We start from the raw sequence: 14,691 nt of genomic DNA, 5'->3' as shown, positions 1-14,691 counted from the left end.
AGGCAGGCAGGGCGGGCCTGCGGTGGCGCACTGCGCTACTGCGGCGGGCATTCCACGCGCTGGTCGAAGCGGGTGCCCAGCGCCACCTGCGACAGCGACAGCTGCAGCCCGGCGCTGCCACGAATCGCGAACGGCACCGACAGGTTGCCGGCGTCGGCACCGGCAACCTGCAGACAGCGCAGCGGCACGGCCAGTTGCGACCATTGGCCGCGCGGCAGCATGGCCAGTGTCGGCCCCAGCGGCAGCTCGGCGCGGCAGCCCTCGCCGCAGCCGACCATGAAAGCAGCTGCGCCGTCCGCCGGCAGGGCATCGACACGCAAGGTGGCGATCACCGCCATCCCGCCCTGGGCCTCGCTGGCCAGATCCAGCGGTGCATTGGCGTGCAACCGCACCTGGGCGGGACCGCGGAAATCGAACTGGCGCGCGCCTTCCTGGACGGTGGTGTTGATCGCGCGCATCACCAGTGCGCCATCGGCGGTGGTCGCGGCGGGATGGATCACATCCATCACCACGCCGTCGGCACCGGCCAATTGCAGGGTCATGCCGGTCGTCGCAACGCCGCGGTCGAACCACGGTTGGTCGCGCTGCCCGGCGTCGCCGGCGAGGCCCGGGTCTTCCGGGAGCGGGGTCCATGTGCCCTTGTCGGCATAGGTCAGGCCATAGCCGAACGGAAACAGCGGGTCGTAGCCGGGCTGGCCGACGTTGTTGGCAAACTGGTCGGCCCGCTTGGGCCAGGAGAAGCTCAGCTTGCCGTGGAAATCGAACTGTATGCCACCGTCGGGCTTGCGTAGCAGCACGTCGGCGATCCCGGCGCCTTCTGATCCGGGCAGCCAGGCAGCGACGAAGGCGTCGGCGGCATTGATCTCACGGTTGACCCACAGTGGGCGGCCGCTGAGGAACACCGCCACCACTGGAATGCCGTCCGCCTTGAGCCGTTTGATCATTTCGAGGTCGCCGGACTTGCCTGCCTTGAACATCAGATTCGGCAGGTCACCCTGGAACTCGGCGTAGGGATCCTCGCCAAAGACCACGATGGCGACATCCGGCTTCACTTGATATTTGCCATCAGGAGCCAGCTCTGCTTTGCCGCCAGCAGCCTCGATCTGCTTGCGGAAGCCGTCCCAGATCGAGTCGGCATTCGGGAAATCATCTCGATGGGTGCCGCCCCCCTGCCAGGTAAGTGTCCAGCCGCCACTTTGCTTGGCCAGGTTGTCAGCGCCGTCACCCGCCAGCAGGATGCGTTGCTTGGGTGATAGTGGCAGGATGCCGCCAGCGTTCTTCAGAAGTACCAGCGATTCGCGTACCGCACGACGCGCAACGGCACGGTGCTCGGGCGATCCCAGCAGGTCGAATCTGCCACCAAGTGTGCGCTGGGACGGTTTCGGTTTTTCGAACAGGCCCATCCGGAACTTTACGCGCAGGATGCGACGCACCGCGTCATCGAGGCGCGCTATCGGGATGTCGCCGGACTTTACGTGCGCCAGCGTTGTTTCGTACAGGCCTTTCCAGCTGTCGGGCGCCATCGCCATGTCGAGGCCGGCATTGAAGGCCTGCGCGCAGTCGGTGTTGCTGCAACCCGGCACCTGGCCGTGGCCGTTCCAGTCGCCGACCACGAAGCCGCCAAACTGCATGCGGCCTTTCAGGACATCGGTCAGCAGCACCTTGTGGCCATGCATTTTCTGGCCGTTGACGCTGTTGTAGGAAGCCATCACCGATTGCGCGCCGGCCGCGATCGACGGCACATAACCGGCGGCGTGTACGTCGCGCAGCACTGTTTCGCTGACGCGGGTGTCGCCCTGGTCCTTGCCATTGGTGGTGCCGCCGTCGCCGAGGAAATGCTTGACGGTGGTCATGACGTGGCGGTCGTCCAGGAAGTCGGCTGTACCGGCCTTGCCTTGCAGGCCCTCGACCATCGCCGGTGCCAGCATTGCCACCACCTCCGGGCTTTCCGAATAGCCTTCGTAGGTGCGGCCCCAGCGGTCGTCCTGCGGCACTGCTACGGTTGGCGCGAACGTCCATTCCATGCCGGTGACGCGCGTCTCGATGGCAGTAATGCGGCCGATCTCGCGGATCAGTTCGGGGTCTCGGGTTGCGCCCAGCCCGATGTTGTGCGGGAACAGCGTGGCGCCGACGATGTTGCTTTGGCCGTGCACTGCGTCGATGCCCCAGATTATCGGGATGGCGTGGCCACCGCCGGAGGTGTCCATCGAGGCTTCCCAGAACGCATCAGCCAGCGCCAGCCAATCCTTTGGTGGGGCGTTGTAGCGCTTGCCGGGGTCGGAACCGCCGCCGGCCAGGATCGAACCCAGCCGATACTTGCGCACATCGTCCGGGGTGATCGAATCAATATCGCCCTGAATGATCTGGCCGACTTTCTCCTCCACCGATAACGTTGCCATCAGTGCGTCGATGCGGCGCTCCAGCGCGGGATCGGGTGGCAATGGCCAGACCGGCTGCGGCCAGATATCGGGATGGATGGTCACGGGGTCAGTGCCAGTCGTGGCGGCCTGCGGTGGTGCGGCGTGCAGCACGCCGGTGCATGTGGCGACCACACAGGCCAGGGCACCGATGCGCAGCGACCGGAGGCGCATGGACAGGTGCGATGCGGAGAGGCGAAGCGTCATGACGGCGGGCTCCTCGGTTCGATAGACGACGGCGTGAGATTTGGTGCAGGGCGCCGTGACAGCGTTGTCATGTGCGCGCAGAATAGCGACTTCAGCCTATCATGGCTTGTTGCAGAGCGACATGCCGCCATGGGGGAAGCGGCGGCAGCCACGTTGCCGCCGACGCGGGGTGACGGTCAGAACTGGAACTCGAATCGGACACAGTATGGGCAGCAGTAAGCGACATGGGGATGAGGGTGGTGGCAGGCCCAAGGCTGGCCGGGTCCGTATCGAGGACGTGGTCGAGCGCGCGGGAGTGTCGATGAAGACCGTCTCGCGCGTGCTCAACAACGAGCCGAACGTGTCGGAACGTACCCGCCAGCGGGTCGAGGCGGCGGTGAAATCGTTGCGTTATCGCCCGCTGCCGTCGGCGCGGGTACTGGCAGGGCGGCGGTCGTACCTGGTGGCGCTGCTGTTCGACAACCCGTCGGCCAACTACCTGATGGAAATCGAGATGGGCGTGCTGGACGCCTGCCAGTCGCAGCACTACAACCTGATGCTGGTGCCGTTGACCTACCTCGACAAGCGTCTGGTGGCGAAGGTCGAGGCGCTGGTGTTGCAGACACAGCTGGATGGATTGTTGTTGACGCCGCCGTTGACCGACGATGCCGCCTTGCTGGGCCGCCTGGCAGCGCTGGAGGTGCCATGGTCCAGCGTCTCGGCGATGGAGCCGCATCGCCGGGTGGGGGTGGTGGTGGACGAGTTCGGGGCAGTTTGCGCGCTGATGGAGCACTTGGTTGCGCTGGGGCATCGCCGGATCGCGCACATCAGCGGCCACCCCGCGCATGGCGCCACCGGTTGGCGCCTGCAAGGCTATCGCGAAGGCCTGCGTCGGGCCGGTCTGGAGGAAGACCCCGCGCTGGTGGTGGCCGGCGAGTTCACCCACGAATCCGGGTACGTGGCGGCCAACCGGCTGCTGGATCTGGATCGCCCGCCGACGGCCATTTTCGCCGCCAACGACGACATGGCCGCCGGGGTCATCTGCGCGGTCAGCGAGCGCGGGCTGTCGGTGCCGGGGGACGTGTCGGTGTGCGGCTTCGACGACATCCCCATCGCCCATCAGGTGTACCCGGCGCTGACCACGGTGCGCCAGCCCACCCGCGACATGGGGCGGCTGGCGGCACTGGAGCTGCTGCGCGAGATCCGCGAGCCCGGCCGCGGCGGCATCGTCGAGGTGCCCTATGCCCTGCAGCTGCGGCGTTCCACCGGCCCCGCCGCCGGCAGCTGATCGGGCCAGGCCGCCTTGCGGCGGCCGGCAGGCTCAGTGGCCGCGATCCCCGGCCAGCCGGTCCAGATCGATGCCCTGGCGCCGCAACGAGCGGCTTGCCGCCACTGCGTAGAAGGCAAGGTAGGCAAAGCAGGCCACGCCGACCCAGAAACTCATGTGCACGCCCACCCGGTCGGCCAGCGCGCCCTGCGCCAGGCTGATCCAGCCGCCCCCCATGATCATCATGATCAGCAGGCTGCTGCCCTGGTTGGTATGCCGGCCCAGCCCGGCGATGGCCAGCGCGAAGATGCACGGCCACATCGTGCTGCAGAACAGGCCCACGCTGATGAACGCGATGATGCTGGTCTTGCCGGTGGACGCCATGCCGATCAGCAGGGCGGTGATGCCGCACAGCGCGAAGTACAGCAGCATCCGTGCCGGGTTGCCGCGACTCAGCAGGGTGGCCGCGATCATCAGCACGATGACCAAGGCATAGCCGTAGAACTGCGAGACGTCGTGCTGGGCGATGGCATTGACCGCCAGATACACCCCGAAGGCGAGGAACGGCAGGATCAGCGTCAACATCCTGCGCACGCCCGCGCCCACCTCGAACGCGCCGGCCGCACCGGTCCAGCGGCCGATCATCAGGCTGGCCCAATACAGCGAGACGTACGGGGCCAAGTGGTGGGTCTGGATCCCCAGGCCCTCGTGCAGGTAGGCCGGCAGGTTGGAAACCGTGGACACCTCGACGCCGACATAGACGAAGATCGCCAGCATCCCCAATGCCAGTTGCGGATAGGCGAATGCCGAGGGCTTGTGGACCAGCTTGCCGGCATCCTCGGCCTCATCCGCGGCCAACGCGTCCAGGTCGATGTGGTTGGGCACCGACGAGAAGCGGAAGAACAGCGCCACCAGCACGAAGGCCACGCCCAGCACCAGGTAGGGCGTCTTGACGCTTTCGATGCTGGCCTCGGTGTTGCCCGTGGCCAGGCTGCCGAAGATGGCGAAGCTGACCAGCAGCGGGCCGATGGTGGTCCCGAAGTTGTTGACGCCACCGGCCATGGTCAGGCGTTGCGCGCCGGTGGCCGGGTTGCCCATCACGATGGCCAGAGGATTGGCGGCGATCTGCTGCAAGGCAAAGCCCAGGCCGACGATGAACAGCCCCGACAGCATCAGCGGGAACGAGCGGGTGTTGGCCGCCGGGTAGAACAGCAGCGTCCCCACGGCCGAGATCAACAGGCCCAGGCTGATCCCGTTGCGATAGCCGATCCGGTTCAGCAGATCCTGCCCCAGCAACCGTGAAACCCCGAAATAGAGCAGCGAGCCCACGGTGTAGGCGACATAGAACGCCATCGCGACCAACTGGCTCTCCGCCTGCGACAGCGCGAATTCCTTCTTGAAGACCGGGATCAGGATGTCGTTGCTGGCGGCCACGAAGCCCCAGAAAAAGAACACCGTGACGAGGACACCGAACTGGGACCATCGGGTTTGCTGGGGTGCCATTGCGTAGCCTGCCGGGGAAGATGGGACGGGACTGGGTGCGATGCCTGGCGCCTGCCGCTCTCCCTGGCAAACGCGCGGTCGGTTTGCAGCTTGTACATGGCCTCTGACAGCGCTGTCAAACGCGGGCTGCCCGACCTGCACTGCGGTAGCCGGTAAACTTCGGGCGATGGATGTCTCCCACCTCCTCGACGGGCTGAACCCGGCCCAGCGCGAGGCCGTGTCCGCCGCGCCCGGCCACTACCTCGTGCTGGCGGGCGCCGGCTCCGGCAAGACCCGCGTGCTCACCCACCGCATCGCCTGGCTGCACGAGGTGTTCGGGGTGCCGCTGCACGGCATCCTGGCCGTCACCTTCACCAACAAGGCCGCCGGCGAGATGCGCGCGCGCATCGCCGCGCAGCTGGGCGGCGAGCCGCGCGGCGCCTGGATCGGCACCTTCCACGGCCTGGCCCACCGCCTGCTGCGGCTGCACTGGCAGGAGGCGAAGCTGCCGGAAGGTTTCCAGGTGCTGGATGCCGATGACCAGCTGCGCCTGGTCAAGCGCGTGGTGCAGCAGCTGGCGCTGGACGACGGCCAGTTCCCGCCGCGCCAGATCGCGTGGTGGATCAACGCGCAGAAGGACGAAGGCCGCCGCCCGCAGCACATCCAGCCGGCCGCCAACGACCCGTGGAACGACGCCCTGCTGCGCGCCTACGCCGCCTACCAGGAACGCTGCGAGCGCGCCGGGCTGGTGGACTTCGCCGAGCTGCTGCTGCGCGCGCACGAGCTGCTGCGCGAGAACCCCGGGCTGCTGGCGCACTACCGCCACCGCTTCGGCCAGATCCTGGTGGACGAGTTCCAGGACACCAACGCCATCCAGTACGGCTTCGTGCGCCTGCTGGCCGGCGACAGCGGACACGTCTTCGTGGTCGGCGACGACGACCAGGCCATCTACGGCTGGCGCGGGGCCAAGGTGGAGAACGTGCAGCGCTTCCTGCGCGATTTCGCCGGTGCGCAGACGATCCGGCTGGAACAGAACTACCGTTCCACCGGCACCATCCTGGCCGCTGCCAATGCGGTGATCGCCCACAACGATGACCGCCTGGGCAAGCGGCTGTGGACGCAGGCGGGCGAGGGCGAGCCGATCGATCTGTATGCCGCCTACGATGAGCTCGACGAGGCCGCTTATGTGGTCAGCCGCATCCAGCAATGGGTGCAGGCCGGTGGCAGCCATGGCGATGCCGCCATCCTCTATCGCAGCAATGCCCAATCGCGGGTGTTCGAGGAAGCGCTGCTCAAGCGGCAGATGCCGTATCGCGTCTATGGCGGCATGCGGTTCTTCGAGCGCGCTGAAATCAAGGACGCGCTGGCCTACCTGCGCCTGCTGGCCAACCGCGATGATGATGCGGCATTCGAGCGTGCGGTGAACACGCCCACGCGTGGCATCGGCGAGCGTACCCTCGACGAGTTGCGCCGCACCGCCCGCGCCCAAAACCTGTCGCTCTGGCAGGCGGCCTGTCGTCTGTGCAGTGGAACCACATTGGCGGCACGCGCACGCAACGCGCTGGCCGGGTTTTTGCAGTTGATCGAAGCGCTGGCCGACGAGACTGCGACGATGCCGCTGGCGGAAAAGATCGACCATGTGCTGACGCGCTCCGGGCTGCGTCTGCACTACGAAAACGAATCGCGCGGCCAGATCGAATCGCGCACCGACAACCTCGACGAGCTGGTGTCGGTGGCGTCGCGTTTCGTACGTGGCGATGAGGAAGACGCCGCGGCGATGCCGGAGCTGGTGGCCTTCCTGGCGTACGCCGCGCTGGAAGCCGGCGAAGGCCAGGCCCAGGCCGGCGAGGATGGCGTCCAACTGATGACGCTGCACAGTGCCAAGGGGTTGGAGTTTCCGCTGGTCTTTCTGGTCGGGCTGGAAGAAGGGTTGTTCCCCAACATGCGCTCGGCCGAAGAGCCGGGCCGCATGGCCGAGGAGCGCCGGCTGGCGTATGTGGGCATCACCCGCGCCCGCCAGCAGTTGGTGCTGTGCCACGCCGAGCGTCGGCGCATCCACGGCAGCGACATGTACGGCCTGCCGTCGCGCTTCCTGCGCGAAATCCCCAAGGCATTGCTGCGCGAGATCCGCCCGAAACCGCAACCCGCGTTCGCTGCGCGAGGTCAGGCCAGCGTGCCACGCCGTGATGCCGGCCATGCCGCGCTGGAGCCGCCGCCGATCCGGCTGGGGGCCAGCGTCCGCCACCCCACCTTTGGTCTTGGCTGTGTGACCGACGTGGAAGGCAGCGGCGCGCACGCACGCGTGCAGGTCAACTTCGATGAAGTCGGCAGCAAGTGGCTGGTGCTGGCCTACGCCAATCTGACGCCGGCCTGAGGTGTTGCGGCCGGTTTACCAGCTGAACAGCTTGTAGTAGGTCATTGGCCCGCCACGGTTGTCGCGTTCGTCCACCACGCCATCGCCGTTGCGGTCGTAGATGTAATAGGTCGGCCCGCGGGCGGGCACCACCTTGACCATCACCAGCCGGCCGCCGGTGCGGTATTCGGTGATGACATCACCATTGCCGGCGGTGTAGGTGGCCGGTGTGGCATTGCGTGCCAGCAGTTCTTCGGGCGGGACCGTGGTGCAGGCGGCGAGGGCAAGCAGGCATCCGGCAAGCGTGGCGTTGCGCATAGGGGCAATCCTAGGCTGGAAATGCGAGCAGTATGCGCGCATCAGATTGGCCGGGACAGCCCATCCGGGTGGAGAGGGGCTGAGCAACGCCATCGTGGTGTTGTGTCTGATCTGGCCGCCGGGACTCTCCGAGCTGTTCAGAGCGTCCCGGCAGCCTGCGCGGGTTTGCGCACTGGCGAGGTCAGGCGTGGCCGAGAAAATCCTGGGCGAAGCGTTGCAGCACGCCGCCCGCCTGATAGATCGAGACTTCCTCGGCGGTGTCCAGCCGGCAGCGCACCGGAACCTGCTGCTGGCTGCCGTCGCGACGGTGGATGACCAGAGTCAGCTCAGCGCCAGCATCCGGTGTCCCCGCCACGTCGAAGGTTTCGCTCCCGTCGATGCCCAGCGTCAGGCGGGTGGTGCCCGGCAGGAACTGCAATGGCAGCACGCCCATCCCGATCAGATTGGTGCGGTGGATGCGTTCGAAGCCTTCCGCCACGATCGCCTCCACCCCGGCCAGACGCACGCCCTTGGCGGCCCAGTCACGTGAGGAGCCCTGACCATAGTCAGCGCCGGCGATGATGATCAGCGGCTGGCGGCGGGCAATGTAGGTCTCGATGGCCTCCCACATGCGCAGCACCGTGCCGTCCGGCTCCAGCCGGGTCAGCGAGCCCTGCCGGATGCTGCCGTCGGGGTTGCGCACCATTTCGTTGAGCAGCTTGGGGTTGGCGAAGGTCGCCCGCATCGCGGTCAGATGGTCACCGCGGTGGGTGGCATACGAGTTGAAGTCCTCTTCCGGCAGGCCCATGCGTGCCAGATATTCCCCGGCTGCGCTGTCGGGCAGGATGGCATTGCTGGGCGAGATGTGGTCGGTGGTGATGTTGTCACCTAGCACCGCCAGTGGACGCATGCCGCGCAGCGTGCGCGGATACGCGGCCAGGGCGCCGATGCCTTCGCGGTCCCAGTACGGCGGCCGGCGAATGTAGGTGCTGGTCGGGCGCCAGGCGTACAGCGGCTCGCCGCGTTCACCGGCGGGGCGTGGGGCGAACATCTGCGTATAGACCTCGCGGAACTGTTCGGGCTTGACGCTGGCGTGCAGCACCGCATCGATCTCCTCGTCGCTGGGCCAGATGTCCTTCAGCCGCACCTCGCGCCCCTCGCCATCGATGCCCAGCACGTCGCGCTCGATGTCGAAATGGATGGTGCCGGCGATGGCATAGGCGATCACCAGCGGCGGGCTGGCCAGGAAGGCCTGCTTGGCATAGGGATGGATGCGGCCGTCGAAGTTGCGGTTACCTGAAAGCACCGCCACGGCGTACAGATCGCGGTCGATGATTTCCTGCTGGATCGCCGGGTTCAGCGCGCCGCTCATGCCGTTGCAGGTGGTGCAGGCAAAGCCGACGATGCCAAACCCCAGCTGCTCCAGTGCCGGCAGCAGCCCGGCGTCCTTGAGGTAGCGCTGTACCACCAGCGAGCCGGGTGCCAGCGAGGTCTTCACCCAGGGCTTGCGGTGCAGGCCGCGGGCAAGGGCATTGCGCGCCAGCAAGCCGGCGGCGATCACGTTGCGCGGGTTGCTGGTGTTAGTGCAGGAGGTGATGGCGGCGATGATCACCGCGCCGGTCGGTAGCCGGCCTGCGGCTTCGTCGGCGCGGGCGGCGGCCAGCTTGGCTGGATCGGCGATGCCGCGCTCGGCCAGCGCCGCCACTGGCAGTCGGCGATGCGGGTTGGAGGGGCCCGCCAGGGTGCGCTCGACCGTGGTTAGGTCGAAGTGCAGGGTGCGGTCATAGCGGGCCTGGGCCAGGCTGTCGGCCCACAGGCCCAGGGTCTTGGCATAGGTTTCCACCAGAGCGACCTGGGCATCGCTGCGGCCGGTCAGGCGCAGGTAGTCCAGGGTGTTGTCGTCGATGAAGAACAGCGCAGCAGTGGCACCGTATTCCGGGGCCATGTTGGAAATCGTGGCGCGATCACCGATCGACAGCGCCGCAGCGCCCTCGCCGCGGAACTCCAGATAGGCGCCGACCACTTTCTCGCGGCGCAGGAACTCGGTCAGCGAGAGCACGATATCGGTGGCGGTAATGCCAGGGCCGGGTTTGCCGGTCAGTTCCACCGCCACGATTTCCGGCAGGCGCATCATCGAGGCGCGCCCCAGCATCACGCTTTCGGCTTCCAGCCCGCCGACCCCGACGGCAATCACACCCAGCGCGTCCACATGCGGGGTGTGCGAGTCAGTGCCGACGCAGGTATCCGGGAAGGCCACGCCGTCCTGGGTGAAGATCACCGGCGACATTTTTTCCAGATTGATCTGGTGCATGATGCCGTTGCCGGCCGGGATCACCTCGACGTTGTCGAACGCGCGTCGGCACCAGTCGATGAAATGAAAGCGGTCGGCATTGCGGCGGTCTTCGATGGCGCGGTTCTTGGCGAATGCCTCTGGATCAAAGCCCGGGGCTTCCACCGCCAGCGAGTGATCCACGATCAGTTGCACCGGCACCACCGGATTGACCTGCGCCGGGTCGCCGCCCTCGGCCTGGATTGCCTCACGCAGCCCGGCCAGATCGACCAGCGCGGTCAGGCCGAGGATGTCATGGCAGACCACCCGCGCCGGGTACCACGGGAAATCCTGGTCGCGGCGATGCTCGATCAGTTGCAGCAGATAGTCGTTGATCCGGGTCGGCTCGGCCTTGCGCACGATGTTTTCGGCGTGCACCCGGGCGGTGTAGGACAGGCGCGCCCAGGCGCCCGGTCGCAGTGCCTCCACCGCCTCGCGGGCGTCGAAATAGTCATAGCCCGTACCAGGCAGCGGCTTGCGGTAGCTGGTGTTGATCATGGCGAGCTCACGCTGGGAATCTGAAGCTGGATATTGTCGCGCATCCGGGGCGGGGTGACCGGGCACCGTACAATGCCTGGGTGATCGTCACGCCCGCCATTGCCGCCGATACCCTGCGCCTGTCCGTCGCCCCGATGATGGACTGGACCGACACCCATTGCCGCGCCTTTCACCGCGTGCTGGCACCGCATGCCCGGCTGTACACCGAGATGGTGCATGCCAATGCGGTGATCCACGGCGACCGCGCCCGCCTGCTGGCGATGGATCCGTCCGAACACCCGGTGGCGTTGCAGCTGGGTGGCAGTGAGCCTGCGCTGCTGGCACAGGCGGCACGGATCGGTGCCGAGGTCGGTTTCGACGAGATCAATCTCAACTGCGGCTGTCCGTCCGATCGCGTACAGGCCGGGCGCTTTGGCGCCTGTCTGATGCGCGAACCTGGCCTGGTGGCCGAATGCGTGGCGGCCATGATCGCCGCAGCGCCCAGGGTGCCGGTGACGGTGAAATGCCGGCTTGGGGTGGACGATGACCACGAATGGGAGCGTTTTTTGGGGTTCATCGACACCGTGGCCGCGGCCGGCTGCCGGATGTTCGTGGTGCATGCACGCAACGCCTGGCTGCAGGGGTTGAGCCCAAAGGAAAACCGCGAGGTGCCGCCGTTGCGTTACGACTGGGCGTACCGGCTCAAACAGGAACGCCCGGCATTGCAGGTGGTCGTCAACGGGGGCATTGCCGATGCCGCGCAGGCGACTGTACATCTGGCGCATGTCGATGGCGTGATGCTGGGTCGGGCGGCCTACCACACCCCGTATCTGTTGCATGAACTCGACGTGCGCTGGTTTGGTGGCCAGCTGCGCACGCGCAGCGAGCTGCTGCGCGCCTACCGGCCCTACGTGGAGGGGCAGCTTGCGCAGGGCGTGTTTCTCAAGCACATCACCCGTCATCTGCTGGGCCTGTTCGCTGGCCAGCCCGGCGGGCGCGCGTTCCGGCAGGTGCTCAGCGAGGGCGCGCACAAGCCCGGCGCCGGCTGGGCGCTGGTCGAACAGGCGCTTGCCGCCAGCGAGGGCTACCGGCGCTCGGCGCTGGCGGTGTAGGCTGGCAGCGCCTGGATGGCGGTGTTCAGGCCTTGCTTTGAAAAACTTCAGGGGGAGTTCACCCCCGCCACACAAGAATCCTTAGCCAATGTCCTGTCCGGTTGCCATCGCCATGTCCCACCTCCCGCATGCACCGATGACTCTGCTCGCGGCGGCCGTACTGGCGGCACTGCCGGTGGCCGCGGTCAATGCCCAGCAGCTGCCGCCCTGGATGCAGCAGGGGGCGCTGCGTGATCGTCCGCAGCCACCCACCGACGCCCCTGCCCGACGCGACACCTTGAGCGACACCATCCGTCGCGCCGAACGGGATACCCGTGGCGAAGTGCTGTCCGCCGAGCGGGTGCAGTTCGATGGCCGCGACATGCACCGGGTCAAGGTGGTGGACGACCAGGGCCGGGTGCGCGTCTATATGCAGGAGCCAGGGCGGCGCGGTGGCCCGGCGTCCAGGCCGCCCGGGCAGGATGATTGAGGGGGCCGCCTGCGTGCCGTAAGCCGGGGACACTTGCGGACTTGCAGCATGGGCGCAGCGCGCCAGAATGGCAGCATCCGGTGCGCCGACGGCAAAACCGATTCCAACCGTTCAAGGAGTGATCCATGCGTATCCTGCTGGTCGAAGACGAAGCCCCACTGCGTGAAACCCTGGCGGCCCGCCTCCGCCGTGAAGGCTATGCGGTGGATACCGCGCAGGATGGTGAAGAAGGCCTGTACCTGGGTCGCGAGGTGCCCTTTGATGTCGGCATCATCGACCTGGGGTTGCCCAAGATGAGCGGGATGGAGCTGGTCCGCACCCTGCGCGAGCAGGGCAAGAAATTCCCGATCCTGATTCTGACCGCGCGCTCCAGCTGGCAGGACAAGGTCGATGGCCTCAAGCAGGGCGCCGATGATTACCTGGTCAAGCCGTTCCATGTCGAGGAACTGCTGGCGCGCATCAATGCGCTGGTGCGGCGCGCCGCCGGCTGGAGCAAGCCGACCCTGGAGTGCGGCCCGGTGGTGCTGGACCTGGCCGCGCAGACGGTCAGTGTCAATGGTGCCAATGTCGATCTGACCAGCTACGAGTACAAGGTGCTCGAGTATCTGATGATGCATGCCGGCGAACTGGTCTCGAAGGCGGACCTGACCGAGCACATCTACCAGCAGGATTTCGACCGCGACTCCAACGTGCTCGAAGTGTTCATCGGTCGGCTGCGCAAGAAGCTGGACCCGGATGGCACCCTCAAACCGATCGAGACCGTGCGCGGCCGTGGCTACCGGTTTGCCATTCCACGTAGCGGCGAGTGACGCCGCTGCCTGCGCACCGGCATGACTTCGGCACCGGCTGATCCGGACGCCCATTCCGCGCCCACAGACCGGCGGCGCATGCGGCTGCGCCTTGCCCAGCCGCGCTCACTGCAGTCGCGCCAGCTGTGGGCGGCAAGCTTCGGCCTGGTGGCATTCCTGGCGCTGGCCGGGTTTGCGCTGGATGGCGCGTTCCAGCGCACCGCCCAGAGTGGCCTGCGGGAACGCCTGCACAGCTATGCGCTGGCCTATGCCAACAGCGATTTCGCCCGCGATGGCAGCGTGATCCCGCCGTGGGAGCCACCGGATGCCCGCTTCCGTCGCCCCGGCAGCGGGCTGTATGCGCAGATCGTGCTGGAAAACGGGATGTGGGAGTCAGAGTCGGCGCAGGGGCCGGAGTTGCCGCCAGCGCCGATGCTGCCGCCCGGCAAGCAGGTGTTCGAGGGCCCGCTGCCGTTCCGGCAGATCAACGGCGCGCCGGGGATGGCGTACCGCTTCGGTTACGGCCTGACCTACGCCCGCGATGACGACGAAGGCCACGACATTCGCTATACCGTCTATGTGCTCGAAGACAGCACTGCGCTGGCGCGCCAGGTAGCGGCGTTCCGTGCCGCTTTGTGGTGGTATCTGGGTGGCGCCGGTGTGATCCTGCTGCTGTTGCAGATGTTCGTGCTGCGCTGGAGCCTGCGCCCGCTGCGCGACGTGATTCTGGAGTTGAAGCGGGTGCAGCGCGGTGAGGCCAGCGGCATGAGCCAGGCCCATCCGCGCGAACTGGCGCCGCTGACCGAGAGCATCAATGCCTTCATCCAGAGTGAGCGTGAGAACCTCGAACGCCAGCGCAATACCCTGGCCGATCTGGCGCACAGTCTGAAGACACCGTTGGCCGTGTTGCGCACACGCCTGGAAAGCGGCGCCAGCGAGGCCGAGCTGCGGCAGGAGCTGGACACCCAATTGCGGCGCATGAACGATCTGGTGAGCTACCAGCTGGCGCGCGCCGCGCGATCCGGCCATGTGCTGTTTTCGGCGCCGATCGAGATCGAGCCGCAGGCCGAGCAGATCGTGGTCGGGCTGGAGAAGGTCTATGCCAGCAAAGGGGTGTTGTGCGAGTTCGACATCGACCCCAAGGCGCGCTTCCACGGTGAAACGGGCGATTTGCAGGAGCTGCTCGGCAACCTGCTGGAAAACGCGTTCAAGTGGGCGAAGTCGCGGGTGCTGTTGACCGTGCGGGAACTGCCGGTCGGGCCGGAGCGTCGCCCAGGGTTGAGCATCGCGGTCGAAGACGATGGCCCGGGCATCCAGGAGGAACGCATCCCGCTGATCCTGCAGCGCGGTGTGCGGGGTGACCAGCGGGTGCAGGGGCATGGCATTGGGCTGTCCATCGTGCAGGACATCCTCAAGAGCTATCGCGGTGAGCTGCATGTCGGGCGCTCCCAGGAACTGGGCGGCGCCCGTTTCGAGGCGGTCTTTCCGGGCGGTCTGTGAGAGCTTGGGACGTG

10 protein-coding genes are annotated in these 14,691 nt (G+C 67.0%); 6 read left to right on the top strand and 4 right to left on the bottom strand.

Annotated features, from left to right (window positions below; genetic code table 11):
• Positions 1–35: 35 nt before the first annotated feature.
• A complete protein-coding gene (locus BUA29_RS02285) occupies positions 36–2,624 on the bottom strand; it encodes a glycoside hydrolase family 3 protein (protein ID WP_084602307.1) in 2,589 nt (862 codons plus the stop codon).
• A gap of 205 nt (positions 2,625–2,829) precedes the next feature.
• Between BUA29_RS02285 and BUA29_RS02280 the strand changes: the two genes are divergently transcribed.
• The gene (locus BUA29_RS02280) at positions 2,830–3,891 is read left to right on the top strand and encodes a LacI family DNA-binding transcriptional regulator (protein ID WP_072755011.1); all 1,062 of its coding nucleotides are present in this window, start codon (positions 2,830–2,832) and stop codon (positions 3,889–3,891) included.
• Positions 3,892–3,924: 33 nt separating this feature from the next.
• Here BUA29_RS02280 and BUA29_RS02275 read toward each other — a convergent pair whose 3' ends face one another.
• Positions 3,925–5,373 carry an MFS transporter gene (locus BUA29_RS02275; RefSeq protein WP_072755010.1) on the bottom strand — a complete coding sequence of 483 codons (1,449 nt, stop codon included), beginning with the start codon at positions 5,371–5,373 and terminating at the stop codon, positions 3,925–3,927.
• Positions 5,374–5,539: 166 nt separating this feature from the next.
• Here BUA29_RS02275 and uvrD point away from each other — a divergent pair, with 166 nt between their 5' ends.
• Positions 5,540–7,726 carry a DNA helicase II gene (gene uvrD, locus BUA29_RS02270; RefSeq protein WP_072755009.1) on the top strand — a complete coding sequence of 729 codons (2,187 nt, stop codon included), beginning with the start codon at positions 5,540–5,542 and terminating at the stop codon, positions 7,724–7,726.
• A 15-nt stretch (positions 7,727–7,741) separates the two neighbouring features.
• Here uvrD and BUA29_RS02265 read toward each other — a convergent pair whose 3' ends face one another.
• Together BUA29_RS02265 and acnD are read right to left on the bottom strand one after the other, a co-directional pair.
• Positions 7,742–8,023, bottom strand: a complete 282-nt coding sequence (locus BUA29_RS02265; RefSeq protein WP_072755008.1) for a DUF2782 domain-containing protein — start codon at positions 8,021–8,023, stop codon at positions 7,742–7,744.
• Between the two features lie 181 nt (positions 8,024–8,204).
• Positions 8,205–10,826: a Fe/S-dependent 2-methylisocitrate dehydratase AcnD gene (gene acnD / locus BUA29_RS02260; protein ID WP_072755064.1), complete on the bottom strand. Its 2,622-nt coding sequence runs from the start codon at positions 10,824–10,826 to the stop codon at positions 8,205–8,207.
• An 83-nt stretch (positions 10,827–10,909) separates the two neighbouring features.
• Here acnD and dusA point away from each other — a divergent pair, with 83 nt between their 5' ends.
• From dusA to BUA29_RS02240, 4 genes are all read left to right on the top strand, one after another.
• Positions 10,910–11,920, top strand: coding sequence for a tRNA dihydrouridine(20/20a) synthase DusA (dusA, locus tag BUA29_RS02255; RefSeq protein ID WP_072755007.1), 1,011 nt, complete (start codon positions 10,910–10,912; stop codon positions 11,918–11,920).
• Between the two features lie 136 nt (positions 11,921–12,056).
• Positions 12,057–12,389 (top strand): PepSY domain-containing protein, encoded by a 333-nt coding sequence (locus BUA29_RS02250; protein WP_072755006.1) that lies wholly within the window; start codon positions 12,057–12,059, stop codon positions 12,387–12,389.
• A gap of 125 nt (positions 12,390–12,514) precedes the next feature.
• Positions 12,515–13,198: a response regulator transcription factor gene (locus BUA29_RS02245; RefSeq protein WP_072755005.1), complete on the top strand. Its 684-nt coding sequence runs from the start codon at positions 12,515–12,517 to the stop codon at positions 13,196–13,198.
• A gap of 78 nt (positions 13,199–13,276) precedes the next feature.
• Complete coding sequence (locus tag BUA29_RS02240) at positions 13,277–14,677, top strand: ATP-binding protein (protein WP_072755004.1); 1,401 nt, start codon at positions 13,277–13,279, stop codon at positions 14,675–14,677.
• Positions 14,678–14,691: the final 14 nt, after the last annotated feature.

The sequence above is a fragment of the Thermomonas hydrothermalis genome, from assembly GCF_900129205.1.
In the GTDB taxonomy this organism is placed as follows: Bacteria; Pseudomonadota; Gammaproteobacteria; order Xanthomonadales; family Xanthomonadaceae; genus Thermomonas; species Thermomonas hydrothermalis.
This window is presented reverse-complemented; position numbering and strand designations above follow the sequence as displayed.

Excerpts from the sequence above, each read along its gene's own strand:
- BUA29_RS02285 (WP_084602307.1), bottom strand. The coding sequence starts at position 2,624 with ATGACGCTTCGCCTCTCCGCATCGCACCTGTCCATGCGCCTCCGGTCG.
- BUA29_RS02265 (WP_072755008.1), bottom strand. The coding sequence starts at position 8,023 with ATGCGCAACGCCACGCTTGCCGGATGCCTGCTTGCCCTCGCCGCCTGC.
- uvrD (WP_072755009.1), top strand. The coding sequence starts at position 5,540 with ATGGATGTCTCCCACCTCCTCGACGGGCTGAACCCGGCCCAGCGCGAG.
- BUA29_RS02245 (WP_072755005.1), top strand. The coding sequence starts at position 12,515 with ATGCGTATCCTGCTGGTCGAAGACGAAGCCCCACTGCGTGAAACCCTG.
- BUA29_RS02250 (WP_072755006.1), top strand. The coding sequence starts at position 12,057 with ATGACTCTGCTCGCGGCGGCCGTACTGGCGGCACTGCCGGTGGCCGCG.
- BUA29_RS02240 (WP_072755004.1), top strand. The coding sequence starts at position 13,277 with ATGCGGCTGCGCCTTGCCCAGCCGCGCTCACTGCAGTCGCGCCAGCTG.
- BUA29_RS02280 (WP_072755011.1), top strand. The coding sequence starts at position 2,830 with ATGGGCAGCAGTAAGCGACATGGGGATGAGGGTGGTGGCAGGCCCAAG.
- BUA29_RS02275 (WP_072755010.1), bottom strand. The coding sequence starts at position 5,373 with ATGGCACCCCAGCAAACCCGATGGTCCCAGTTCGGTGTCCTCGTCACG.